The following is a 22,255-nucleotide window of genomic DNA, read 5'->3' as shown; positions in this document are numbered from 1 at the left end:
TCTCAATGGCGGAATGCCGTCTCCACGTCGTCGATACTGGGCCCCGGCCTTCGCCGGGGAAGCGTAAAAGTGCCGGGGAAGCGCGGGGTTGAGAACGCTCAGGCGCGCTCGCGGGCCTTTGCTGCCAGCCACAGCGCTTCCTGTTCATCGAGGTCGCGTTCGGAGAATTTCTCGTCCGCGGCTTCCATCGCCTTGAAACGCCGCTCGAATTTTGCGTTCGCGCTACGCAATGCCGCTTCCGGGTCGACGCCGAGCTTGCGCGCCCAGTTGACCACGGCGAACAACAGGTCGCCGACTTCCTCTTCGCGCTCGGCGTCGCTGACCGCGGTTTCGACTTCGGCCAGTTCCTCGTCGATCTTGGCACGTGGCCCGCTGGCATCGGGCCAGTCGAAGCCGGTGCGCGCGGCGCGCTTCTGCAGCTTCTCGGCCCGGAGCAGGGCGGGGAGACCAGCAGCGACGCCGTCCAGCGCGCTCTCGTGCCCTTTGGCCCCCCGCTCCGCGGCCTTGATTTGTTCCCAGAGGTAATGGCCGCCTTCGGCCGCGTCCCCGAAGATATGCGGGTGCCGGCGTTCCATCTTGTCGCAGATCGCCGTGATAACGTCGTTCAGCGCGAAATCGCCGGCTTCCTCGGCCATACGCGCGTGGAACACGACCTGGAGCAGCAAATCGCCAAGCTCGTCCTTGAGGTCGGCCATGTCGGCGCGCTCGATCGCATCGGCGACTTCATAGGCTTCTTCGATCGTGTACGGCGCGATCGTCGCGAACGTCTGGACCGTGTCCCATTCGCAGCCACTGACCGGATCGCGCAGGCGCGCCATGATCGCAACCAGACGCTCGATATCGACACTGCTCATGCGAGAGGAGAGCCCCCCGCTCGGCCATCTGCAAGATTGATAATATACATTATGTAAAACTCATTTGGAATTTGGAGTGAGGATCAGCGTCCTGTCCTCCACTCGCCAGGATTTCAGTCGCGACAGGAAATTCATGCCCAGCACGTCCTGGTCGCCAAATTCGGGCGCGACGATCGTCGGCAAATCGGTTGCGGTGATCCCGCCGACCTTGAGCGTTCCGATCGTTGCCGACTTGCCGGTCACCGTACCATTGGCGGTCGACACGACTGCCGGCCGCGCCATGCCGTCGAGATCGACCTTGGCGTTCGCTGCGGTCGCCGTGGACAGCGCGGTCACGGTCGCGCCGCTGTCCACCAGCATCACGCGCTCGACGCCGTTGATCTTCGCGCGCGCCCAGAAATGGCCGTCATCGGCCATCGGGATGCGAACCTCGCTGCCGACCACCGACTGATCGGGCCCGTAGAACAAGGCGCGCGTGCCGGAGACCAGCCATTGGTTCTGGTTGACGATCCCCACCACGACCAGACCAGTGGCGAAGATGCCGATCCAGGCCAGCGCCATGACGGCAACGCGGCCCAGCGGCAGCCGGCGCGCGAACAGCGCCGACAGCGGCAGCACGAGCAGCAACACGTAGAAGATCACGTTTCCGGTCGTATCGCTCATCGCGTCACCTCGAATTCGAACCCGTCATAGGCCGGTTCGACTCCTTTCGGGAGTTCGGCAAGCAAGGTCGCATAATCCATCGACTGGTCGAGATGCGTCAGCGCGCTGCGTCGCGGGCGAAGCTCATCGATCCAGGCCAGCGCCTCGACGAGATGCGGATGGCTGGGGTGCGGATTGCGCCGCAGGACGTCCACGATCCATAGGTCCAGGCCTTGATACAGGCTCCGCATTTCATCCGTCATGATATTGAAATCGGTGGCATATCCGATCGCACCGCCATCGGCCTCGAAGCGCAGGCCGGCAGAATGGATCGTGCCATGCGGTTGGTCGGTGACGGTGATCGCCAAATCGCCGATCGTCAGGCGGTCGGGCAACGGCTCGAGCGATACGGTCGAGGGATAGCCATCGCGGCCAGCAAAGACATAGCCGAAACGCTCGGTCAGCACCGCACCCGTCGCTGGCCGCGCGAGACCGCGCACCGGCCGCCCGGCGGCATGGAACAGCTGACGCAGATCGTCGATGCCATGCGTGTGGTCGGCATGATCGTGAGTCCAGATCACCGCATCGACGCGATCGACCCCGGCCGAGAGCAATTGTTCGCGCAGATCGGGCCCGGTGTCGACCAGGATGCGCGTGGTAGCGGTCTCCACCAGGATCGACACGCGGCGGCGGCGGTTCCTGGGCTCTGTCGGATCGCACGCCCCCCAGTCATTGCCGATCCGCGGCACCCCCGACGACGTTCCGGAGCCGAGGATGCGGACTTTCATGCCAGCGTCTTGGCAAACAGACGGTGGAAATTCGCGCGCGTCGCGTCGGCCAGCTCGTCCGCATCCTCGCCGCGCAATTGCGCCAGAAACCGGCACGTATCGGCGACGAAGGCGGGCTCACCGGTCTTGCCGCGATGCGGCACGGGGGCGAGGAAGGGTGCGTCGGTTTCGATCAGCAAGCGTTCGCGCGGCAATCGCGCAGCCGTTTCCTGCAGATCCTTGGCGTTCTTGAACGTCACGATCCCCGAAATGGAGATATAAAAGCCGAGTTCCAAGGCCTTGTCGGCAAAATCGCCACTCGCGGTGAAGCAGTGGATGACGCCGGGATAGGCCCCCTGCTCCATTTCCTCGCGCAGGATCCGGGCGGTATCGTCCTCGGCGTCGCGAGTATGGACCACCAGCGGCAATTGGGTTTCTCGGCACGCGGCGATGTGTGATCGAAAGCTCGCACGCTGCCGCTCGCGATCCGAATGGTCGTAATAATAATCGAGCCCACTCTCGCCGATCCCGACGACGCGCGGATGCGCCGCGCGCTCGATCAGCTTGGCGGTATCGATGTCGGGATGCTGGTCGGCCTCGTGCGGATGGACGCCGATCGTTGCCCAGACGTCCGGTTCGCGTTCGGCGACAGCAATGACGTCATCCCATTCGCGCTCGCGAGTCGAAATGTTGAGCATGGCGACGACACCACTGTCGCGCGCGCGCCGCAGCACGTCGCCTTGCTGCTCGGCCAAACCCTTATAGTTGAGATGGCAATGGCTGTCGGCAAGCTTCATGCTGCGTCCGCCATTTCGAGCCGCGGGAACACGCCGCTCGGCGCCGGCAGCACAATGCCGGCCTCGATCGGCCGGTTGAGCGCGTCGAAATTGCGCACGTCCGCCCCCTGCCCCAGCAGATCGAGCAATTTGTCGGCGCTTGCCGGGATCGCCCAGCGCGCCATGATCGCGATCCGCCGCACGGCCTCGGCGGCGTAATAGAGGATCGTGTCGGCGCGCGCGGGATCGGTCTTGCGCACGCTCCACGGCGCCTGGTCGGCAAAATATTGGTTGGCATCTCGCGCGGCCGACCAGATCGCCTCCAGCGCGGTATGGATCGCTAGCTCACCCATTGCGGCGTGCATGCCGGCCTCGGCCGTTTTCACGCTCTCGACCAGCGCTTCCTCGACCGCGGTCGCCGTTCCGGCCTCGGGCACGCGTCCGTCGCAATTCTTGGCGATGATCGACAGACAGCGCTGGGCGAGATTGCCGAGATTGTTGGCGAGGTCGGCATTGCAGCGCGTGACGATCGCCTCTTCCGAATAGCTGCCATCCTGCCCGAAGCTGACCTCGCGCAACAGGAAATAGCGCAGCGGATCGACCCCGAATCGGTCGGCGAGTTCGATCGGGTCGGTCACATTGCCGACGCTCTTCGACATCTTCTCCCCGCGATTGAGCAGGAAGCCGTGGCCGAACACCTGCTTGGGCAGCGCGATGTTGGCGCTCATCAGGAAAGCCGGCCAGTAAATCGTATGGAATCGAACGATATCCTTGCCGATCAGGTGGAGATCGGCGGGCCAGTATTTGCCCAGCGGTCCGTCCAGATCGGGATAGCCGATGCCGGTCAGGTAATTGGTCAGCGCGTCGACCCAGACGTACATGACATGGCCGTCGCTGCCCGGCACCTTGACGCCCCAGTCGAAGCTGGTGCGCGAGACCGACAGGTCGGACAGCCCGCCCGACACGAACGCGATCATTTCGTTGCGCCGGGCATCGGGCTGGATGAAGTCGGGATTGGCGGCGTAATGATCGAGCAGAGGTTGCTGATATTTGCTCAGCCGGAAAAACCAGGTTTCCTCCGCGGTCCACTCGACCGGAGTCCCTTGGGGCGACAGCTTGCCCCCTTCCCCGTCGACCAGTTCCTTCTCGTCGTAGAAGGCCTCGTCGCGGACCGAATACCAGCCCTCATAGCGATCGAGATACAAATCGCCGGCCGCGGCCATGGCTTCCCAGATCGCCTGGCTGGCAGTGTGGTGGTCGGCTTCGACGGTGCGGATGAAGCGATCATAGGAGATATTAAGGCGATCATCCATCGCCTTGAAATATCCGGACATCTCATCGGCGAGCGCGCGCGTTTCGACGCCGCGGTCACGCGCGGTCTGGACCATCTTCAGCCCGTGTTCGTCGGTGCCGGTCTGGAAACGGACGTCGCGCCCGGCCTGACGATGATAGCGCGCGATCGCATCGGCGGCGATCGCTTCATAGGCATGGCCGATGTGCGGACGGCCATTGGGATAGCTGATTGCGGTCGTGATATAATAAGTGTCGGCCATGCCCTGCCCTCTAGTGCAGGTGCCGCGCCGATGGAACCTCCTCGCCACAAACCTTCTCCCCTTGGGGGAGAAGGATACCGCAGCTTAGCGGCAATAGCCGCCTAGCGAAGGTTGGATGAGGGGAAAGCGGCGCTTAAGCGCAGCGCGACCGCTGTGCGGTCGCTTCCCTCACCCTCCCATTGCTGACGCAATGGGGCCCACCCTCTCCCCCGAGGGGAGAGGGGTTTGTACGTTCAGCGCACTGCCAGCCGCGCCACCAGCCCGGCCATCTCGAACACCGTCCCCTGCGCGTCGAGCGACAGGCCCAACGCGCTGGCCGCCAGATTGCGCGCGGCGTCGTGCGCGTCGAGCGCAGTCCTCAGCGCCTCGCCCGATCGCGTTCGGGCAGCCGCGGCGATGAAGCTCGGCGCGCGTTCCAGGAACGCCTCATAGCGCTCCTGCGCCGCCTTGAGCGACAGCGCGCGAGCAAGTTCGGCGCGGACGGCATTGCTGGCATCACCCTGAGCCAGTGCCGCCAGAGCCTTGTCCAACCCGGGAATATCGAGCCCGGCCATCGCCAACGCGCGTGCCGGGGATCCTTGCCCGACGCGAATCAGCTCGTCGATCTCGTTCGTCGCGACGCCGGCATCGACCAGTGCAGTGCGCATTTCCGTATCGTCGAGCGGCTCGAAGCGCAGCATCCGGCAGCGCGAACGGATCGTCGGCAGCAAGCGGCCAGGCGCGTGGCTTACCAGCAGGAACACCGTGCCCGCGGGCGGTTCCTCGAGATTCTTGAGCAAGGCGTTCGACGCGCCCGGCCGTTCGAGATCGTCGGCGGTATCGATCACCACCACGCGGCGGTCGGAATAGGTCGCCTTCACGCCGAGGAAATGGTCGAGTTCGCGGACCTGGTCGACGCGGATCGACCGCGCCAGGCCCTGTTCCGGCTTCTTCTCGTCGCGGGGCAGCCGCTGCAGCACCTTGAGATCGGGATGCGATCCGGCCTCGATCAATTGCTGCGTGCGGTCGCCCGGCGGGATCGTGAAATCGTCCGGTTGCCCCGGCCCCGCGAGCAGGCGCCGGGCCGCGAGCATCGCGAACCGGGCCTTGCCCACGCCTTCCGGCCCGGCGAAAATCCAGGCGTGATGGAGCGATCCGCTGTCGATCGCGGCAGAAAAAGCCTGCCGCGCCGCGAGGTTACCATAGAGTGACGTCATGGCAGCAGGTCGGCGACCGCCTCGAACACGCCGACCGCGACCGTTTCGACATCCCCCGCGGCATCGATCAACCGTACCCGGTCCGGTTCGGCCGCCGCGAACCGCCGGAACGCCGCCGCGACGTCGTCGTGAAAAGCCCGCTCGCGCGCGGCGAAGCGATCGGCCGCCGCGCCGTCGCGTGCCGCGGCGCGCTCCGCGCCGATCTCCGGCGGAACTTCGAGCACCAGGGTGCGGTCGGGCAGCAGCCCGCGTGATCCGAAGGCGTGCAGCGCGAGCACGGCCGCATCGTCGATGCCGCCCGCTACGCCCTGATAGGCGCGCGACGAATCGATGAAGCGGTCGCTGATCACCCAGGTGCCGATGCCGAGCGCCGGCTGGATCACCTTTTCGACATGGTCGGCGCGCGCCGCGGCGAACAGCAATGCCTCGGTATGCGAGCTCCAGCGCTTGATGTCGCCCTGCATCAACAGGTTGCGGATCGCCTCCCCGCCTTCACTGCCGCCCGGCTCGCGCGTGACGATGACGTCGATTCCGCGCGCGCGCAGTTCGTCGGCGAGGCGGCGGACCTGGGTCGACTTGCCCGCGCCCTCGCCGCCCTCGACCGAGAGGAACTTGCCGCGCGCCACCTGTGCGTCAGCCGCCGAACAATTGCATCAGCCCGGTCCAGGCGCGACCGAAGAACCCTGCCTGGCCGACATCCTTGTCGGCGACCAGCGGGAAGCGCTGGTCGGGCATGCCGGGTGATGTCACGATCAGGTCGGCGACATGGTCGCCCGCCTTGATCGGCGCCTTGAGCGGGCCGTCATAGACGACCTTGGCATTGGTGTTGGGCGTGGTGCCCGACGGCACGGTCATCGCCAGATTGTCCGCTGCGACCAGCCCCACGCTGCTCGACGATCCCAGCTGGACCTCGGCGGTGGCGACCTGCTTGCCCTTGGCGACGATCGGATGCGTCTGCCAGGCGCGGAAGCCCCAGTTCATGAACTTGATCGATTCGTCCTTGCGCTGGTTGTAGCTGGTGAACCCGGCCGCAACCATGACGAGCCGCCGGCCGTTCTGGATCGCCGAGCCAACGAAGCTGTACCCGGATTCGTCGGTATGACCGGTCTTCAGCCCGTCCGCGCCTGCCACTACGCCCAGCAGCGGGTCACGGTTGGCCTGATCGATCGCGGTGCCGTTCATCTGGGTTCCCCAGGTGAAGTTGGGCAGCGAATAATAACGCTTATAGAGATCGGGGAAGTCGCGGATCGTCGCCTCGGCCAGCTTGGCGAGATCTCGCGCGGAGACGTAGGTAACGCCGTTGTCTGGCCAGCCGTTCGCCGTCCCAAAATGACTGTTGGTCAGGCCAAGCTTCTTCGCTTCCTCATTCATCCGGTCGGTGAACGCCTGCTCGGTCCCCGACACGCCTTCCGCCAGCACGACGCAGGCGTCGTTGCCCGACAGCGTGACGATGCCCTTCAGCAGATTGTCGATGCTGACGCTCTCGTTCGCCTTGAGGAACATGGTCGACCCCTGGCTGTGCCATTTGCGCCAGGTTTCGGGGCTCATCGTGAATTGCTGATCGGGCTTGAGCTGCCCCTTCTTGATCATGTCGAATACGACATAGACGGTCATCATCTTCGCCGTGGATGCCGGCGGCATGCGACGATCGGCGTCCTTCGAATACAGCACAGCGTTCGACGACATGTCGACCATATAGGCAACCGGCGCCGGCGTATCGAAGGTGGGCGCGGCGGCGGTGGCCGGCATCGCGGCCAGGACCAGAGCCGACGCAGCGCTCAGGTGGATCATCTTGGGCATATATTTCATGGTGACAACAGTCCGTACGCTAAGGCGGGGTAAGATCAGTCCTGGCGGACCACACGAGCATCGCCATAGCCGCGTGCCGCTGCCGCGTCACGTGCCTGGCTGGCTTGATTTTTCGTCGAATAGGGGCCCATCCGCACGCGCCATACTGAGCCGGCGGGTACAGCCTGTCCGCCCAGGCTCCTGGCGAGCGCAACGGCGCGCGGCTGGCTCGAAAAAGCGGCGACCTGGACGTAGAATCCATTGGCGACCAAAGCTGGCGTCGGCTTCCTGATCGGTACCTTGGCCGCCTGCGGTTCGGGTGGGATACGATCGAGCGGCAGACGCAGCTGGATCTTGGGCGGCCCAGCGACGGGCCTGGGAGTATTGGTCAGCCGCTGACGGAGGCCGGCGAGGAGCGCCGGCGGTGTATCCAGCCGCGGCACCCCCGGCTCCCCGGCGCGCAGCGCCGCGAGATCGGACGGGCTGGCAGTGACCGCGCGGATGCGCACTGCCTCGCGTCCGGTTATGCCGAGCGTCCGCGCCGCGCCTTGCGACAGGTCGATCAGCAAATTGCTCTGGTGCGGCCCGCGATCGTTGATCTGGACCAGGATCGTGCGGCCGGTGTCGAGCGCGGTCACTTCGGCATAGGAGCCGAGCGGCAGCGTGCGATGCGCCGCGGTGAAGCCCTTGGGGTCGAACGGAACGCCCGATGCCGTACGCCCGCCCGCCAGCTCGGCGCCGTACCAAGTGGCATAGCCGACTTCATCGTAGCGCGACTCGCCGCGCCCCGACGTGGCACTCGGGCCATCCGCCGACGGCGGCCCGGCATCCGCTTCATCGGCGGAGAGCGGCGCTGGCCGAGCCTTTGGCTGCGGCGACTCTTGTGGAACAGATGGTGAATAGGTCTGTGGATAACCGCCTTGCAGCGCGCCTCCAGACACCTGCGCTGGCGGACGCAGCCCACCGTCTGATCCCCCGCCTCCAACGCACCCCAACAGGACCACGCACGGTCCCAGACCGAATGCGAGGCCCCCCTTATTCCACCGCATCCGCCAGCAACCCCACGCTCAACGCATAAAAATTGGAACAATTATAATCGAGAATGACCCGGTAATTGCCGGTCAGCAGATAGGCGGTCTTGCCGGGTCCATCGGGCTCGATCAGCGTGGCCTGCACGTTGCCCGCCGGCCATGGCTTGGATTGCGGCACGATTCCCAATGCGCGCCATTCGGCTATTGACCGCCAGCCACTTTGCCGGGCGAACACCTTGGGACAACGCGGCGAGATCAACCTGTTGGTCACGCCCGAGCGATCGAAGGTCGACGGTACCGAGACGGCAAGGCCCCAGGGCTGCCCGCGCCGCCACCCGGCATTGTAGAAATAATTGCCGATCGAGGCGAGCGTGTCGGCGTCGCTGTTCCAGATGTCGGCGCGGCCATCGCCGTCGCCATCGCGCGCCATGCGCAGATAGACCGACGGCAGGAATTGCGGCCCGCCCATCGCGCCCGCCCAACTGCCGACCAGCTGGCTGCGCGGCACGCCACGATCGACCATCTTCATGACCGCGATCAATTCGCCTTCGAACAGCGAGCGGCGGCGGCCATCATAGGCGAGCGTTGCCAGCGCGCGAGGCAAGTCGAAATTGCCCATGATCCGGCCGTAATTGGTCTCATGCCCCCAGATCGCGACCATGATCGATTCGGGCACGCCGGTTTCGGCCTCGATGCGGCTGAGATGCGCGCGCTCGGCCAGATATTTCTGCCTGCCCTGCGAAATCCGAGCGGCATCGACATGGCGCCGCAAATAGGGTGCAAAGGGCGGCGCTGCGCTGTCGGTCGGGTTCGCCGGATTGCCCCCCGGCTGGGCATGGTCGAGATCGATCACGCGCTGGTTGAACGTGAGCCCACCCAGCACCGAATTCACGCTGGACGGCTTCACGCCTTGCGCTAGGGCGCGATCGCGCACGCCCTGAAGGTATGACTGAAAACCGGCTTCGTCCTGGGCATTCGCCGAACTCGCCGTAAGCCACAACCCGGCGGTCAGCGCGATCGCTGCCGCCATTCTCCCGATAAAACCCCGTCCGCGCATCGGCAGACCGTGCCACAGCGAGCGGCAAAGGTGAAACCCCATCGTCGCGCGACTTGCACAAATCGCCGTCCTTGCGCAAAGCGCAGCTCGCGCGGAGAGGTGGCCGAGTGGTTTAAGGCAGCGGTCTTGAAAACCGCCGTGGGTGGAAGCCCACCGTGGGTTCGAATCCCACCCTCTCCGCCAGCGCTGTTCTTCAATCGCAACGGGGCTGCTCTCCGCGAGCAACCCCGTCGATCGTCTTCAAGAGTATTTCAGGCCGTCGCTGTCGAGGCGGCGAGTGCCGAGGCGAAGTCGCGATAGGAACGGAGCGGGCGGCCCAGCAACCGGGTGACGCGCTCGACGTCGCCGGCCTCAGGGATCATGCCATCGCTGACAAAGCGCTCGGCCATCAGGCGCATGTCATAGGCCGTCCATTTCGGCATGAAACTCGCCAGGTTCCGCTCGAACGCGCTGGGATCGTCGCCACCATAGACGATCGGGCGGCCGAGAACATCCGACCAGATCGCCGCCACATCCGAACCCGTCAGCGTGTCGGGGCCGACCAGGTTCAGCGTCTCGACCGGCAGCATGCCCGGTGCCTGTGCGCGACGGATGAGCTCGATCGCCGCGACCTCGGCGATGTCGCGCGCATCGACCATGGCGAGACCCTTGCCACCGATCGGCATCGGATAGACGCCGTGGTCGACAATGACGTCCTTGCTCATGTGCTCATTGTCGATGAAGTAGGACGGACGCAGGATCGTGGCGCTGAACCCCATCTGTTCGATCATCCGCTCGGCACCGAACTTCACCGCGAAGTGCGGTACGTTCACGAACCTGTCGGCATGGATCACCGACAGATAGACGAGGCGATCGACGCCCATCTCGCGCGCGATGTTGAGCGTGACGAGCGCTTGGGTGAATTCATCGCCGGTTACCGCATTGAGCAGGAAAAATGCGTCGACGCCGGTGAACGCGGCGCGCAGTGCGTCGATGTCGAGCAGGTCCCCCTGGGCGACGTCAACTTCGGTGGGAAAATCGGCTTTCGAGGGATCGCGAGTAAGCACGCGCACGGTGGCGCCACGGTTCACGAGTTGGTCGACGACATGGCGCCCGACGCGGCCGGTCGCGCCGATAACGAGAATGGTCATGATGTGTCTCCTGAGGTGTCTTGATTGACGCCTCCGAATTTAGTGATCCACAGATGCACCAATAGACGCTATGTTTGGACATTGCGTCTCGCTGGTGGAACATATGGATCTTCTTGCCCTCGCCGATTTCAACCTCGTCGCCAGGCATGGCGGGTTCGGACGCGCCGCACGGGCCGCCACACGTCCCAAGGCAACTCTGTCCCGGCGTGTGGCGGATTTGGAGGCCGGGCTCGGCGTGCGCTTGTTCGAGCGCGGCGGCCGCGATCTAAAGCTCACCGAAGAAGGGCGCGCACTCCATGAACGGACCGGGCGACTGCTTAGCGAACTCAACGAGACGGCAGCGGCAATAGCCGCGGGTGGCGATGCTCTGCGCGGCCGGCTGCGGATCAGCGCCCCTTCGCTCTTTTCGCAGATCGCGATGGGCAGGCTCGCCGCCGGCTTTGCGCTCGAATATCCCGAGGTGCGGCTGGAAGTCACGACCGACGATCGCAACGTCGACATGATCGAGGAGGGCTATGATCTGGTCATTCGGGTCAACCCACGACCTGACGAGAGCCTGATCGGGCGGGCCTTCCTGCGTGACCGGCTGGTGGTCGCGGCGGCACCGGCGCTCATTCGGCCGATTGACGGTTCGGCGGTGCGAGCGGTCGTCCGCGGATCGCCCGATCTGTCGGGCGACTGGAACGTGATTACAACGAGCGGACGGTCCACTATCGCGATCAATCCGGTCCTGTCCCTTTCTTCCATGGTGATGGTCCGCGACGCGGTCCGGCAAGGCATCGGTGCTGGCCGCCTGCCGCTTTCGCTGGTCAGCCATGACCTGGCGGCCGGCCGGCTGGTGGCATGGGCCGATGTCGATGAACCAGATACCAATTTATGGGCGCTCTATCCGTCGGCCCGGCTTCTCAGCGGGCGCGTGTCTGCGTTCCTGACCTATCTGAAAAAGGCGTTCCCAACCGGCTCACCGAACGAGCTGGCTGCTTTTATCGATTAGCGCGCGTCGAACGCGGCTCGCCAGCACCGCGATCGCATTGCGGCGTCGGCCCACAACGATCGGTTGACTGCCGCCTATCGCACCGCTTTGCCTCGTCGGATCGACGCGGCTGGGCACAGCTTTTATCGGTGGTCGACGTGACGGCGGCGACTTGGCCGACCGGTATCTGGGTGAGACCAAGCCCCACCACCGCACCGACCAGCAATCCGATCCCGGCGAGCGCGCCATAGCGCCGCATCACCGTCGGTTTGCGGGCTGGCGGATGATAGAGCGAGATGCCTGGTTTGCGACGCATGGATAGGAGCGCCTTATTACCAGTATCCGGCGGTTTTTTATACGTAAGAGCGCGTAGCAGGGTTTCGGGCGTTCATTCGTCCGCTCACAGCGCGCCTACGTCGACCAGCGCCTCGTACAAATGATCCGGCAAAGGCCGATGGAACAGGCAGCCGGCCTGGAAATCGTCAGCCCAGCGGACCGTCGCCGCGATCTGCCCCGCGCCGGGCAGGGTCAGCCAGATCACGCTGTCCTTCTTGAGCGCCGAGTAGGTCGAGATCCGCGCGCCTTCGGGCGACAAATCGGTCACTCGACATAACGTCCGGTCGAGCCCGCTTCTGCCCAGCTTGGCGTCGAGCGACACGGGCGCGCGCGGCGACCGCCGGCGGTTCATCACCGCAGGTTCGAATTCCGCCGAAATGTTGATCTGCCTGGCTTCCATGACGCAAAGCCTAGCCATGCGATGCCTAAGACAGCGTTAAGGACCGCCGGGCTCGCGGATAAGCGAACGCCGCGCCCCCTCCCGGGAACGCGGCGTCGAACGTCACGCAACCGCCGAAGCGGCGCGGCTTACTTCTTGGTGAGCGACAGCCCGCCGAAACGCTTGTTGAAGCGCGCCACCTGACCGCCCGCATCGAGCATCTGGCCGCGGCCGCCGGTCCAGGCCGGATGCGACAAGGGATCGATTTCCAGGGTCATCGTGTCGCCTTCCTTGCCCCAGGTGGAGCGCGTTTCGTACACGGTGCCGTCGGTCATCTGGACCTTGATCATGTGGTAATCGGGGTGAGTGTCTTTCTTCACGTCGCGAAATCCTTTTGAAAGCCGCCGGTTTCCGACCGGGAGCGAAGCCGCGGCGCCTAGCAGAGGGTATCCGCCAGCGCAACTCTCTCGAAAAATGTCCTCAACAATGCGCGGCGCGCGGGCTCCGCCGCGTCAGGCTGCCGGCGGGTCGGCGATCATCGCCGTGAAGTTCGCCTGCGCGGCCAATTGGCCATCGATCAGCGCTCGGCCCGCGAATTTGCACACCGACGAGCGCTTCTGGACGAATTCGACTTCGAGGCGGAGCAGCACGCCCGGTTCGACCGGCTTGCGAAACTTCGCTTCGTCGATCGCCATGAAATAAACCAGCTTGCCCGATCCCGCGAGCCCCAGGCTCTCGACCGCCAGCACGCCGGCGGCTTGCGCCAACGCCTCGACGATCAGCACGCCGGGCATGATCGGACGTCCAGGAAAATGCCCCTGGAAGAAGCTTTCGTTGATCGTCACCGCCTTGATCGCCGCGATCGACCGGTCGAGGATCAATTCCTCGACACGGTCGACCAGCAGCATCGGATAGCGGTGCGGCAGCGCCGCCATCACCCGCCCGATATCGAGCGGACCGATGGAAGCGGCTGCCGTCGCCTCGTCGCTCACCGTCCGGACGGCTTCTTGCCGGTCGAAGGCGCCGGCGCCGGAGGCAGCGCGCCGCCCGGGACGCCCGCCGGCGGATTGCCGCGCGGCGCCGCCGGGGCGCCGGCAGCGTTGCCGCCCGGCTGCCAATTGGCCGGCGGAGTGATGCTGACGGTCGTCACCAGCTTGTTGAGCTCGGCGGTGATGTCGTCGGTGATGTCGGCATTGGCGTCGAAGTCCAGCGCCGCTTCCGGACGGATCACCAGGCTGACGCGCTTGGTCGTCTTGACCGTGGCATAAGCCTGCTGGAACTTCGCCGAGATCTGCTCGATCGCGTAAGCGCGGGCGCGCAGGGCCGGCATTTCCGCCGTCGAAGCCTGCTGCTCCTTCTGCTGGATCGAAGCGAAATTGGGCGACGCGCGCAGCTTGGCGAGCTCGGACTCGTCGAGCTGGCCATCCTTGTTCGCGTCGAACGCCTGCTCCAGCGGCGCGAGCTCCTTGCGGATGGCTTCGGCCTGATCGAGACCGGTCTTGTAGGTGGTCTTGATCTGGTTGATCGCGTTGGTGAATGCGGTCGTCTTCAGGATCGCGGTCTGCGGGTCGGCGACGGCGACGGACTGCGCCGAGGCGACAGGCGCCAGCGCCAGACCGGTCGTCAGCGCGACTGCGCTGATGCCGAGATATTTGATCATGCTATTCATCAGAATTGGGTCCCTACGTTGAATGTTACGAGTTTGGTATCGTCGCCGGGCGAGTGTAGCAGCGCCTTGGCGATGTCGATGCGGAGCGGCCCGAAGGGCGAATTCCAGTTGACCCCGAAGCCGATCGAGACGCGCGGCCGCGGCGTATCTCCGAGGAACTGCTCGAGGAACGGACCGGCCGACGTGGTCAGCGCGTTGTTGGCGGTGCCGCCAACGCAATTGCCGCTCGCATCGGGAATACCGGTCGCACAGGTCGTCGACACGACCGAGCCGCTTGAATCGGTATAGCTATAGAGCAATTGGCCCGAGCCGTTGCGGACCGGGGTCACGATCGGGTCGTAGATCGTCTTTCCATTGGCATCGATATGAGACGGGAATGTCGTCAGCTGCGGCTTGGTCACGCCCCAGACGGCGCCGACATCGAGGAAGATCGACGGACGTAGCCCCAGCTCGCGCGCACCGCCCGAAAGCGGCGGCTGCAGCTCGAACCGCACGAGATAATAGGCCCGGCCGCCCAAGGCGTCGTCGATATAATTCTTCTTGTCGGGATCGAGCGTCTGCGCGGTGACGACACCGTTCGAGTCGGTGGTGTTGATGTAATTGATACGCCGCACGCGCGGGCCGACGCCGCGAATGTCGAATCCGCGAATCTGCGGCTCGCCAAGATAGAAGCGATCGGTGATGCGGACCTTGTCGATGCCGGCGCCCCGGCTCTTTTCCAGGCTGGCGATGTAGCCGGCCTCGCCATTGACCGAGAAAATCCAGTTATGGCCGAGGTTGACGTATTTCGACGCTTCGATCCGCGACCGGACATAGCGCACGTCGCCGCCTAGCCCGGCAAAGTCCTGGCTCAGCACAAGGCGCTTGCCCGCGGTCGGCCTCAGACGGCTGTTGAGGCTGTCATAGACCAACGAATAGCCGAGCACGGACGACAGGCGGTTGCCGATCGCGTCGCACAGATAGCGCCCTGCCTTGAGCGGATCGCAGGTATCCAAGATGCCGTCGGCGTTGGTGTCGGAATAATAGGTGGCCTTATCCAGGCCGACTTCGTCGTAAGTCAGCCCATAGCGCGCCGACAGCGACCAATATTCGGTGATCGGCACGCCGGTGCGGACCTGGAACCCGGTCGAGACCTGCGAATAGGTCGTCTGGCGCTGGTCGCCGAGATAGTTGAACGAGTTATAGTCGCGGCGGAAGATGTCGACGCCGACGGCGACGTTCTTGTTGAACAGATACGGTTCGGTGAAGCCGAGCGAGACCGACTTCGAATAGACCGAATAGTCGACGTTCGCGCGCAGCTCCTGGCCCTTGCCGCGGAAGTTGCGCTGCGTGATGCCGGCCTGAATGATGAACCGTTCGAGGCTCGAATAGCCGGCCGACAGCGACAATTCGCCGGTCGCCTTTTCCTCGACATTCGCATTGAGCACGACGCGGTCGGGAGCGGAGCCTTGCTCCTGCTTGATCTCGAACTTGTCCTGGAAGAAGCCCAGGCTGTTGATGCGATCCTGCGAGCGCTTCACCTGGAAGCTGTTGAACGCGTCTCCTTCCGCCAGGCGGATTTCGCGACGCACCACCTTGTCCTGGGTGTTGCGGTTGCCGGTGATGTCGATCTTCTCGATATACGAGCGCTTGGCTTCCGCGATGTGGAAGTTGATCGACATCGTCAGCTTATCGGGGTCGCGATTGAATTCCGGGTTCACGTCGGTGAACGCATAGCCGAACAAACCGGCGGTTTCGTTCAGGCGGTCGACCGAATCCTCGACGCGCTTGGCGTTGTACCAGTCGCCCTTGTTGATCCCCAGGCCGGCGGCGAGTTTGGTATTGTCGAAATCGCGGATGTCGCTGTCGACAGTGACGTTGCCGAACTTATAGCGCGGACCTTCTTCCACCACATAAGTGATGATGAAGTTCTTCTTGTCCGGGGTCAGCTCGGCTACCGCCGAGGTCACGCGGAAATCGGCGTAACCCTGGGTCAAGTAGAATTGCCGCAGCTTCTGCTGGTCATAGGCCAGACGATCCTGGTCGTAGGACGTGTTGGACGACATGAAGCGAGTCAGTCGCGCCTGCTTGGTGACCATCTGCTCGCGCAGCTTGCCGTCGGAGAACACGTTGTTGCCGATGATGTTGATCGCGCGGACCTTGCTCTTGGGCCCCTCATCGATCTCGAACACGACGTCGACGCGATTCTGGTCCAGGCTGACCATCTTGGGCTCGATCCGCGCGGCGAAACGGCCCTGGCGGCGATAGAGCTCGATGATCCGCGCGACGTCCTGGCGCACCGCGGTGCGGGTGAAGATCTGACGCGGAGCGAGCTTGATTTCCTTGGTAATTTTGTCGGACTTGAGGGTCTTGTTACCCTCCAGGATCACGCGGTTGATGATCGGATTCTCGCGGATGCGGATCGCGATCTCACCGGTTTCAACGCCAGCGATCGTTACGTCAGCAAACAAGTCACTGTTCAGCAGGTCGCGCAGCGCCTGATCGAGCGTTTCGTTGGTATAGGCCTGGCCGACGCGCAGCTTGGTGTAGGACAGCACCGTTTCCGGCTCGATGCGCTGCGACCCTTCGACCCGCAGCGAGCGGATCACGCGCTGCGGCGCCACAGCCGGCGAGGTCGGCGCGGCGGGCGCGGTCTGGGGGGTGCCAGGCGCAGCCTGCGGTGCCGTGGCGGCAGGCGCGGGCGCGGCGGGCGTAGCGGCTGCGGTCTGAGCGGCGGCGGCCACCGGCACCCCCGAGAGCATTGTTCCCGCGAGCAACACCGTAACGGCGCGCGTTCCGAACTTCGACGTATTGATAACTTTCACCATTCCACCCCAGCCGGAGACATTGCCGTCGCGTGATTTACGGGCGCGCCCGCCCTGCCCTAACCGCTTCAGCCGATCAACCCGGCGAGATGCTGCCACAAGCCCACCTTGCCCAGATCGTTGAACGTCACGATCAGGAACAAGCACAGGATCGCCGCCAGCCCGCCGCGAAAGGCCCATTCCTGGATCGCCGGCGTCACCGGACGCCGCCGCACAGCCTCTATCGCGTAGAACAGCAAATGCCCTCCGTCGAGCATGGGGACTGGCAAGAGGTTGATGAACCCCAAATTAATCGAGATGATCGCGACCAACCAGATGAAGTCGGGCCAGCCCATGCTGAGCTGTTCGCCGGAGAATTTCACCATGCCGACAACACCCGACATGTCCTTTATCGGACGGCGGCCGGTAATCAATTGGCCAAGCCCCTGGCCGGTTTGCCGAACCAGCGCCCAAAGCTCCCTGGAAGCGACAGCCGGTGCCTCTAGAACGCCGATTCGCACGAAGACCGGCCGGGCGGCGTGGACCCCCAGCATTCCGATATCGCCTTCGTTGCCGAACTTGTCCTTGACGTGCCGCTTGCCGATCACCGCGTCGCTCGCCATCGCGACGCCGCTGCGATCGAAATCGATCCTGACCCGCTCGCCGGCGCGCAGCTGGACGTAATAGGCCAAATCCTCGAACGTCTCGACCGGGCGTCCACCCAGCGCGGTGATCCTGTCCCCGGTCTTCAGGCCTGCCGCAGCAGCGGCGCTGCCCCTCTCCACCCCGGCCACGGTCGTAGGCGTGCGATTGTCGCCATAGGCCAGGGCGAATCCCATCAGGATCAGCAGAGCGAGGAGGAAATTGGTCACGGGACCGGCCAGCACGACGATCGCGCGTTGCCACAATGGTTTGGCCTGGAAGGTGCGGGCGCGCTCCGCCGGCGGCAGCGCCAGCCAGGCAGGGTCGGGCTGGCTGGCCGGGTTCATGTCGCCAGCGAAGCGGACATAGCCGCCAAGCGGGATCCAGCTCAGTTTCCAGCGCGTGCCGCGTTTGTCGGTCCAGCCGGTGATTTCCGGGCCAAACCCGATCGAAAAAACTTCCGACTTGATGCCGAACAGCCGCGCGGCGAGATAATGGCCGAGCTCGTGGAAGAACACGAGCGGCCCCAGCAACAGCGCGAAGCCGACAATGTACAGGATCAGACCGGGACTCTGCATCAGGTAACGCAATCCTCTACACGCTCGCCCGCGATGGTACGCGCTTCGTCATCTATAGCCAGTACGTCGTCCAGTGTCTCGGGCGCGGGCGGGTCGTAGCCGTCGAGCGTATCGGCGACGATTGCGGCAATTTCGAGGAAACCGATTTTGCCCGCCAGAAAGGCCGCCACCGCGACCTCGTTGGCGGCGTTGAGAATCGCCGGGCGCCCGCCTCCCGCGGTCAGCGCGCGGCGCGCCAATGCCAGTGCGGGAAAACGTTGCTCATCAGGAGCTTCGAAATCGAGCCTGCCGGCGGCGATCAGGTCGAGCGGCGCCATCGGCGTCGCCATCCGTTCCGGCCAGGCGAGGCAATAAGCGATCGGCGTCCTCATGTCGGCCGGCCCCAACTGCGCGAGCACCGATCCATCGGCATATTCCACCAGCGAATGGACCAGCGACTGCCGATGCACGATGATCTCGATATTGTCGGCCTCGACCGGGAACAGCCGTGCGGCCTCGATCAATTCGAGGCCCTTGTTCATCATCGTCGCCGAATCGACAGATATCTTGGCGCCCATCGTCCAATTGGGATGCGCCACCGCCTGTTGCGGCGTGACGTCGCGCATGCGCTCTAGGCTCCAGTCGCGAAACGGTCCGCCGCTCGCGGTCAGGATGATACGGCGGACGTGCTTCGCCTGGGCAGGATCGAAACATTGAAAGATCGCATTGTGCTCGGAATCGGCGGGCAGCAGCGTCGCGCCGAATCGCCGCGCCGCGTCGACCACCAATTCCCCCGCCGAAACCAGCGGTTCCTTGTTGGCGATCACCACGGTGCCGCCCTGCTCCACCGCCGCCATCACTGGACGCAGCCCCGCGCACCCCACGATCGCCCCAACGGTGAGATCGGCTCCCGATCGCGCGGCGTCGCATATCGCTTGCACGCCGCCCGCGACATCGATGCCGGTACCGGCCAGCGCCTCGCGCAGCGCGGGTAGGCAGCTCTCGTCGGCGACCACCGCCAATTCGGCGCGCGTTCGCCGCGCCGCCGCCGCAAGGCGCTCGACGTCGCAATTGGCGGTCAACGCCCGCACCTTGAAGCGATCGGGCTCGCGCTCGATCAGGTCGAGCGTGGATGTGCCGACCGATCCGGTCGCGCCCAGAATGGTGACGGTCTTCATGGGCGCCAGACGTACAGGAGGGGAACGATGACGACCAGGAACGCGGCAACCGGAGCCACCGGCACCAGCCCGTCGAGCCGGTCGAGCGCCCCGCCGTGGCCGGGGAACAGAGTCCCGCTATCCTTGGTGCCGGCGCGGCGTTTGAGCCAGCTTTCGAACAGGTCGCCGCCTTGGGCGAGCAACGCCAGGATGGGAGTCGCCAGTGTCAGCCGCATCGCCAAACCATATTGCCAATGGAGGACCCAGCCGAAGGCGCTCGCCGCCGCGATGCCGCCGATCAGCCCGGCCCAGGTCTTGTTGGGGCTGATCATCGGCGCGAGTTTCGGGCCGCCGATAAATTTTCCGGCGAAATAGGCGCCGATGTCGCACATCCAGACCAGCGCCAGCGTCCAGAGTGTGTAGATCAGCCCGAATTCGCGGTTTTCGCGGATGACCAGCAGCGCCAGGACCGGCGCGCCGACATAGACCATGCCCAGTCCCAGCGCGCGGGGCTTGAACACCGCTGCGACGAACACCGCCGCCGCGCCAACGATTCCCAAAGCGAACCAGCCCGGCCCCCAGGCGGCGGGCGACATCACGGTCAACGGCACAACGAGAGCCAGCATCGCGCCACGTTTGTCGCGGGCCGCGGTGCCGACCAGGTCTGCCCATTCCGCGATCATGACCATCGCCATCGCCGCGACGAGCAGCCAGAATATCCATCCGCCAAGCACAACCGCGGCCAACGCCAAGGCCATCAGGCCAAGGCCCACCGTGGCGCGGACCAACAATTCGGGCGGGCGCTTCGGCGGGCGCGCGGAACGGTCGCTCACAGGCCTCCAAAACGGCGTTGCCGTCGCCCGAAGGCGGCGATCGCCTCGCTCAATGTTTCGGCATTGAAATCAGGCCACAACGTATCGACGAACAGCAATTCGGCATAGGCCGCCTGCCACAGCAGGAAGTTCGACAGCCGCTGTTCGCCCGAGGTGCGGATCAACAAATCAAGCGGCGGCAAGTCATGCGTGTCGAGCAGGTTTTCGATCGCCTGAGTATCGATATCCTCGATCGCCATGCCCTCGTCGCGCACCCGGCGCGCCAGTTCTCGAGCCACGCCGGCCAATTCGGCCTGCGACCCGTAATTGAGCGCGATCGCCAGCAACGGACCCGTGTTGGCCGACGTGCGCCCGGTCGCGTCGTCGATCATCGCGACCAGATCGGGGGAGAAGCGGCGGTAATCGCCGATCACCCGCAGCCGCACATTCTCGCGGACCAGCTCGTCGAGGTCACTGCGGATGAAATGGCGCAGCAGACCCATCAGGTCGCCAACTTCCTCCTCGGGACGCCGCCAATTCTCGGACGAAAAAGCGTAGAGCGTCATCGCCTCGATCCCCATCGCGCGACCCGCGCGGGTGACCTTGCGGACCGCCTCGACGCCCTGGCGATGCCCGGCGAGCCGCGGCAAATGACGCTTCTTCGCCCAACGGCCATTACCGTCCATGATGATGGCGACATGGCGCGGCAGCACCGCGCTTGAAGCGGCCGGCGCCATATCGGTGGCGGCGACGGGCTTCACTGGCCCAGGATTTCCTTTTCCTTGGCCGTTGCCGCGGCGTCGATATCGGCGATCGTGCTGTCGGTCACCTTCTGCACTTCGGTCTCATGGCGCTTGCGCTCATCCTCGGAGTACACGCCCTTCTTCTCGTCGGTCTTGAGCGAATCCATCCCGTCGCGACGCACGTTGCGCGCCGCGATCCGCGCCTTCTCAGCATATTGGCCCGCGAGTTTCGCGAGTTCCTTGCGGCGTTCCTCGGTCAGATCGGGGATCGGCAGCCGCAACGTATTGCCGTCGTTGATCGGGTTGAGGCCGAGACCGGCCGAGCGGATCGCCTTTTCGACCGGGCCGACATTCGACTTGTCCCACACCTGGACCGACAACATGCGCGGCTCGGGCGCAGACACCGTCGCGACCTGGTTGAGCGGCATGTGCGATCCGTACACCTCGACCGTCACCGGATCGAGCAACGCGGTCGACGCGCGACCGGTGCGCAGCCCGCCGAGATCGTGCTTCAGCGCTTCGACCGCGCCGGCCATGCGGCGCTCGAGATCGGCCTTGTCATAAGCGGCCATGTGTCATCCTTCCTTTTGCACTACCGTCGAGACGCCCTCTCCGCGCAGCACCGAGGCAAGATTGCCCGGCTCGCGGATGTTGAACACCACGATCGGAATATTGTTGTCGCGGCACAAGGCTATGGCGCTTGCATCCATCACCTTGAGATTATCTGCGAGCACCGTGTCGTAACTCACGGTCTCATAACGCTTTGCCGCAGAGTCCTTCTTGGGGTCGGCATTGTAGACGCCGTCGACCGAGGTACCCTTGAACAGCGCGTCGCAATTCATTTCGGCGGCGCGCAGCGCAGCGCCGCTGTCGGTCGTGAAGAAAGGCGAGCCGACGCCGGCGGCGAAGATCACCACGCGTCCCTTTTCGAGGTGGCGCATCGCGCGGCGTCGAATGAAAGGTTCGCATACCGACTGCATCGGAATCGCGGACTGCACCCGGGTGTCGACCCCGACCTGCTCGAGCGCGTTCTGCACCGCCAGCGCATTCATCACCGTCGCCAGCATGCCCATATAGTCGGCGGTCGCCCGCTCGATGCCCTTCGCCGCTGCCGACAGTCCGCGGAAAATGTTGCCGCCGCCGACCACGACACACAATTCGTGCCCGGCGTCCCTGGCATCCTTGATCTCGCCCGCGACGCGCGCGGTGACCGTCGGATCGATCGCCAAGCCCCCCTCACCCATCAGGACCTCGCCCGAGAGTTTCAGGAGGATGCGTTTATAAGCGGGGCTGGACATCTACACCTTCGGGTCGTGAAGTGGCGCGGACCTTAGGGGCGTCATGCCCCGAAGCCAAGCGGATAGAGTTTGTTTTGAAACGCGCCGAGGGCGCGTTTCGCGGCACCGGCCC

At 64.7% G+C, this 22,255-nt stretch carries 24 protein-coding genes and 1 tRNA gene; 2 read left to right on the top strand and 23 right to left on the bottom strand.

Going from position 1 to position 22,255, the window contains the following annotated elements:
• Nucleotides 1-98 precede the first annotated feature (98 nt).
• The 10 genes from mazG to SPR01S_RS00295 form a co-directional block, all read right to left on the bottom strand.
• A complete protein-coding gene (mazG, locus tag SPR01S_RS00340) occupies nucleotides 99-854 on the bottom strand; it encodes a nucleoside triphosphate pyrophosphohydrolase (RefSeq protein WP_066583271.1) in 756 nt (251 codons plus the stop codon).
• A gap of 60 nt (nucleotides 855-914) precedes the next feature.
• Complete coding sequence (locus SPR01S_RS00335; RefSeq protein WP_066583269.1) at nucleotides 915-1,517, bottom strand: retropepsin-like aspartic protease family protein; 603 nt, start codon at nucleotides 1,515-1,517, stop codon at nucleotides 915-917.
• Nucleotides 1,514-2,284 (bottom strand): MBL fold metallo-hydrolase, encoded by a 771-nt coding sequence (locus SPR01S_RS00330; RefSeq protein WP_066583267.1) that lies wholly within the window; start codon nucleotides 2,282-2,284, stop codon nucleotides 1,514-1,516. Before SPR01S_RS00330 ends, SPR01S_RS00335 begins: the two co-directional genes overlap by 4 nt.
• Entirely contained in the window at nucleotides 2,281-3,060 is a 780-nt protein-coding gene (locus tag SPR01S_RS00325; protein ID WP_066583265.1) for a TatD family hydrolase, read from the bottom strand. Before SPR01S_RS00325 ends, SPR01S_RS00330 begins: the two co-directional genes overlap by 4 nt.
• Nucleotides 3,057-4,592 carry a methionine--tRNA ligase gene (gene metG / locus SPR01S_RS00320; protein WP_066583263.1) on the bottom strand — a complete coding sequence of 512 codons (1,536 nt, stop codon included), beginning with the start codon at nucleotides 4,590-4,592 and terminating at the stop codon, nucleotides 3,057-3,059. Before metG ends, SPR01S_RS00325 begins: the two co-directional genes overlap by 4 nt.
• Nucleotides 4,593-4,825: 233 nt before the next feature.
• Nucleotides 4,826-5,788 carry a DNA polymerase III delta subunit-related protein gene (locus SPR01S_RS00315; protein ID WP_066583261.1) on the bottom strand — a complete coding sequence of 321 codons (963 nt, stop codon included), beginning with the start codon at nucleotides 5,786-5,788 and terminating at the stop codon, nucleotides 4,826-4,828.
• On the bottom strand, nucleotides 5,785-6,414 hold the full coding sequence (gene tmk, locus SPR01S_RS00310; RefSeq protein WP_066583259.1) for a dTMP kinase: 630 nt from the start codon (nucleotides 6,412-6,414) through the stop codon (nucleotides 5,785-5,787). Before tmk ends, SPR01S_RS00315 begins: the two co-directional genes overlap by 4 nt.
• 7 nt (nucleotides 6,415-6,421) lie before the next feature.
• On the bottom strand, nucleotides 6,422-7,579 hold the full coding sequence (locus SPR01S_RS00305) for a D-alanyl-D-alanine carboxypeptidase family protein (protein WP_439646718.1): 1,158 nt from the start codon (nucleotides 7,577-7,579) through the stop codon (nucleotides 6,422-6,424).
• 53 nt (nucleotides 7,580-7,632) lie between these two features.
• Entirely contained in the window at nucleotides 7,633-8,517 is an 885-nt protein-coding gene (locus SPR01S_RS00300; protein WP_066583256.1) for a septal ring lytic transglycosylase RlpA family protein, read from the bottom strand.
• Between the two features lie 94 nt (nucleotides 8,518-8,611).
• Complete coding sequence (locus SPR01S_RS00295; RefSeq protein WP_066583253.1) at nucleotides 8,612-9,637, bottom strand: lytic murein transglycosylase; 1,026 nt, start codon at nucleotides 9,635-9,637, stop codon at nucleotides 8,612-8,614.
• A 120-nt stretch (nucleotides 9,638-9,757) separates the two neighbouring features.
• Between SPR01S_RS00295 and SPR01S_RS00290 the strand changes: the two genes are divergently transcribed.
• Nucleotides 9,758-9,847 (top strand) — tRNA-Ser (locus SPR01S_RS00290).
• 68 nt (nucleotides 9,848-9,915) lie between these two features.
• On the opposite strand, the gene SPR01S_RS00285 is transcribed toward SPR01S_RS00290, so the two are convergent.
• Nucleotides 9,916-10,794, bottom strand: a complete 879-nt coding sequence (locus SPR01S_RS00285; RefSeq protein ID WP_066583251.1) for an SDR family oxidoreductase — start codon at nucleotides 10,792-10,794, stop codon at nucleotides 9,916-9,918.
• Nucleotides 10,795-10,864: 70 nt separating this feature from the next.
• Here SPR01S_RS00285 and SPR01S_RS00280 point away from each other — a divergent pair, with 70 nt between their 5' ends.
• Entirely contained in the window at nucleotides 10,865-11,788 is a 924-nt protein-coding gene (locus SPR01S_RS00280; RefSeq protein WP_369405251.1) for a LysR family transcriptional regulator, read from the top strand.
• On the opposite strand, the gene SPR01S_RS21380 is transcribed toward SPR01S_RS00280, so the two are convergent.
• From SPR01S_RS21380 to pyrH, 12 genes are all read right to left on the bottom strand, one after another.
• Nucleotides 11,778-12,083 (bottom strand): hypothetical protein, encoded by a 306-nt coding sequence (locus tag SPR01S_RS21380; RefSeq protein ID WP_157081816.1) that lies wholly within the window; start codon nucleotides 12,081-12,083, stop codon nucleotides 11,778-11,780. The genes SPR01S_RS00280 and SPR01S_RS21380 overlap by 11 nt on opposite strands.
• A gap of 84 nt (nucleotides 12,084-12,167) precedes the next feature.
• Entirely contained in the window at nucleotides 12,168-12,503 is a 336-nt protein-coding gene (locus SPR01S_RS00275) for a PilZ domain-containing protein (protein WP_066583246.1), read from the bottom strand.
• A gap of 128 nt (nucleotides 12,504-12,631) precedes the next feature.
• Nucleotides 12,632-12,862, bottom strand: a complete 231-nt coding sequence (gene rpmE / locus SPR01S_RS00270) for a 50S ribosomal protein L31 (protein ID WP_066583243.1) — start codon at nucleotides 12,860-12,862, stop codon at nucleotides 12,632-12,634.
• Nucleotides 12,863-12,994: 132 nt separating this feature from the next.
• Nucleotides 12,995-13,474 carry a 3-hydroxyacyl-ACP dehydratase FabZ gene (fabZ, locus tag SPR01S_RS00265; protein WP_281178756.1) on the bottom strand — a complete coding sequence of 160 codons (480 nt, stop codon included), beginning with the start codon at nucleotides 13,472-13,474 and terminating at the stop codon, nucleotides 12,995-12,997.
• Nucleotides 13,471-14,151, bottom strand: coding sequence for an OmpH/Skp family outer membrane protein (locus tag SPR01S_RS00260; RefSeq protein ID WP_066583238.1), 681 nt, complete (start codon nucleotides 14,149-14,151; stop codon nucleotides 13,471-13,473). The genes fabZ and SPR01S_RS00260 overlap by 4 nt, the downstream gene beginning before the upstream one ends.
• The gene (gene bamA / locus SPR01S_RS00255) at nucleotides 14,151-16,958 is read right to left on the bottom strand and encodes an outer membrane protein assembly factor BamA (protein WP_084250821.1); all 2,808 of its coding nucleotides are present in this window, start codon (nucleotides 16,956-16,958) and stop codon (nucleotides 14,151-14,153) included. The genes SPR01S_RS00260 and bamA overlap by 1 nt, the downstream gene beginning before the upstream one ends.
• 65 nt (nucleotides 16,959-17,023) lie before the next feature.
• Nucleotides 17,024-18,157 (bottom strand): M50 family metallopeptidase, encoded by a 1,134-nt coding sequence (locus tag SPR01S_RS00250; protein ID WP_066583702.1) that lies wholly within the window; start codon nucleotides 18,155-18,157, stop codon nucleotides 17,024-17,026.
• Nucleotides 18,154-19,311, bottom strand: a complete 1,158-nt coding sequence (locus SPR01S_RS00245) for a 1-deoxy-D-xylulose-5-phosphate reductoisomerase (RefSeq protein WP_066583236.1) — start codon at nucleotides 19,309-19,311, stop codon at nucleotides 18,154-18,156. Before SPR01S_RS00245 ends, SPR01S_RS00250 begins: the two co-directional genes overlap by 4 nt.
• Nucleotides 19,308-20,123, bottom strand: a complete 816-nt coding sequence (locus tag SPR01S_RS00240) for a phosphatidate cytidylyltransferase (RefSeq protein WP_066583234.1) — start codon at nucleotides 20,121-20,123, stop codon at nucleotides 19,308-19,310. The genes SPR01S_RS00245 and SPR01S_RS00240 overlap by 4 nt, the downstream gene beginning before the upstream one ends.
• Complete coding sequence (locus tag SPR01S_RS00235) at nucleotides 20,120-20,839, bottom strand: isoprenyl transferase (RefSeq protein WP_066583699.1); 720 nt, start codon at nucleotides 20,837-20,839, stop codon at nucleotides 20,120-20,122. The genes SPR01S_RS00240 and SPR01S_RS00235 overlap by 4 nt, the downstream gene beginning before the upstream one ends.
• A 20-nt stretch (nucleotides 20,840-20,859) precedes the next feature.
• Nucleotides 20,860-21,417 carry a ribosome recycling factor gene (gene frr, locus SPR01S_RS00230; protein WP_066583232.1) on the bottom strand — a complete coding sequence of 186 codons (558 nt, stop codon included), beginning with the start codon at nucleotides 21,415-21,417 and terminating at the stop codon, nucleotides 20,860-20,862.
• 3 nt (nucleotides 21,418-21,420) lie between these two features.
• Entirely contained in the window at nucleotides 21,421-22,143 is a 723-nt protein-coding gene (gene pyrH, locus SPR01S_RS00225; protein ID WP_066583230.1) for a UMP kinase, read from the bottom strand.
• Nucleotides 22,144-22,255: the final 112 nt, after the last annotated feature.

The sequence above is a fragment of the Sphingomonas pruni NBRC 15498 genome (genome assembly GCF_001598455.1).
Classification (GTDB): Bacteria; Pseudomonadota; Alphaproteobacteria; order Sphingomonadales; family Sphingomonadaceae; genus Sphingomonas; species Sphingomonas pruni.
Note: the sequence above shows the minus strand (reverse complement) of the source record. Positions and strands in the feature narration are given on the sequence as shown.

Coding starts and splice junctions, on each gene's coding strand:
- mazG (WP_066583271.1), bottom strand. CDS start 854: ATGAGCAGTGTCGATATCGAGCGTCTGGTTGCGATCATGGCGCGCCTG.
- SPR01S_RS00335 (WP_066583269.1), bottom strand. CDS start 1,517: ATGAGCGATACGACCGGAAACGTGATCTTCTACGTGTTGCTGCTCGTG.
- SPR01S_RS00330 (WP_066583267.1), bottom strand. CDS start 2,284: ATGAAAGTCCGCATCCTCGGCTCCGGAACGTCGTCGGGGGTGCCGCGG.
- SPR01S_RS00325 (WP_066583265.1), bottom strand. CDS start 3,060: ATGAAGCTTGCCGACAGCCATTGCCATCTCAACTATAAGGGTTTGGCC.
- metG (WP_066583263.1), bottom strand. CDS start 4,592: ATGGCCGACACTTATTATATCACGACCGCAATCAGCTATCCCAATGGC.
- SPR01S_RS00315 (WP_066583261.1), bottom strand. CDS start 5,788: ATGACGTCACTCTATGGTAACCTCGCGGCGCGGCAGGCTTTTTCTGCC.
- SPR01S_RS00305 (WP_439646718.1), bottom strand. CDS start 7,579: ATGATCCACCTGAGCGCTGCGTCGGCTCTGGTCCTGGCCGCGATGCCG.
- SPR01S_RS00295 (WP_066583253.1), bottom strand. CDS start 9,637: ATGGCGGCAGCGATCGCGCTGACCGCCGGGTTGTGGCTTACGGCGAGT.
- SPR01S_RS00285 (WP_066583251.1), bottom strand. CDS start 10,794: ATGACCATTCTCGTTATCGGCGCGACCGGCCGCGTCGGGCGCCATGTC.
- SPR01S_RS00280 (WP_369405251.1), top strand. CDS start 10,865: ATGTTTGGACATTGCGTCTCGCTGGTGGAACATATGGATCTTCTTGCC.
- SPR01S_RS21380 (WP_157081816.1), bottom strand. CDS start 12,083: ATGCGTCGCAAACCAGGCATCTCGCTCTATCATCCGCCAGCCCGCAAA.
- SPR01S_RS00275 (WP_066583246.1), bottom strand. CDS start 12,503: ATGGAAGCCAGGCAGATCAACATTTCGGCGGAATTCGAACCTGCGGTG.
- SPR01S_RS00260 (WP_066583238.1), bottom strand. CDS start 14,151: ATGAATAGCATGATCAAATATCTCGGCATCAGCGCAGTCGCGCTGACG.
- bamA (WP_084250821.1), bottom strand. CDS start 16,958: ATGGTGAAAGTTATCAATACGTCGAAGTTCGGAACGCGCGCCGTTACG.
- SPR01S_RS00245 (WP_066583236.1), bottom strand. CDS start 19,311: ATGAAGACCGTCACCATTCTGGGCGCGACCGGATCGGTCGGCACATCC.
- SPR01S_RS00235 (WP_066583699.1), bottom strand. CDS start 20,839: ATGGCGCCGGCCGCTTCAAGCGCGGTGCTGCCGCGCCATGTCGCCATC.
- frr (WP_066583232.1), bottom strand. CDS start 21,417: ATGGCCGCTTATGACAAGGCCGATCTCGAGCGCCGCATGGCCGGCGCG.
- pyrH (WP_066583230.1), bottom strand. CDS start 22,143: ATGTCCAGCCCCGCTTATAAACGCATCCTCCTGAAACTCTCGGGCGAG.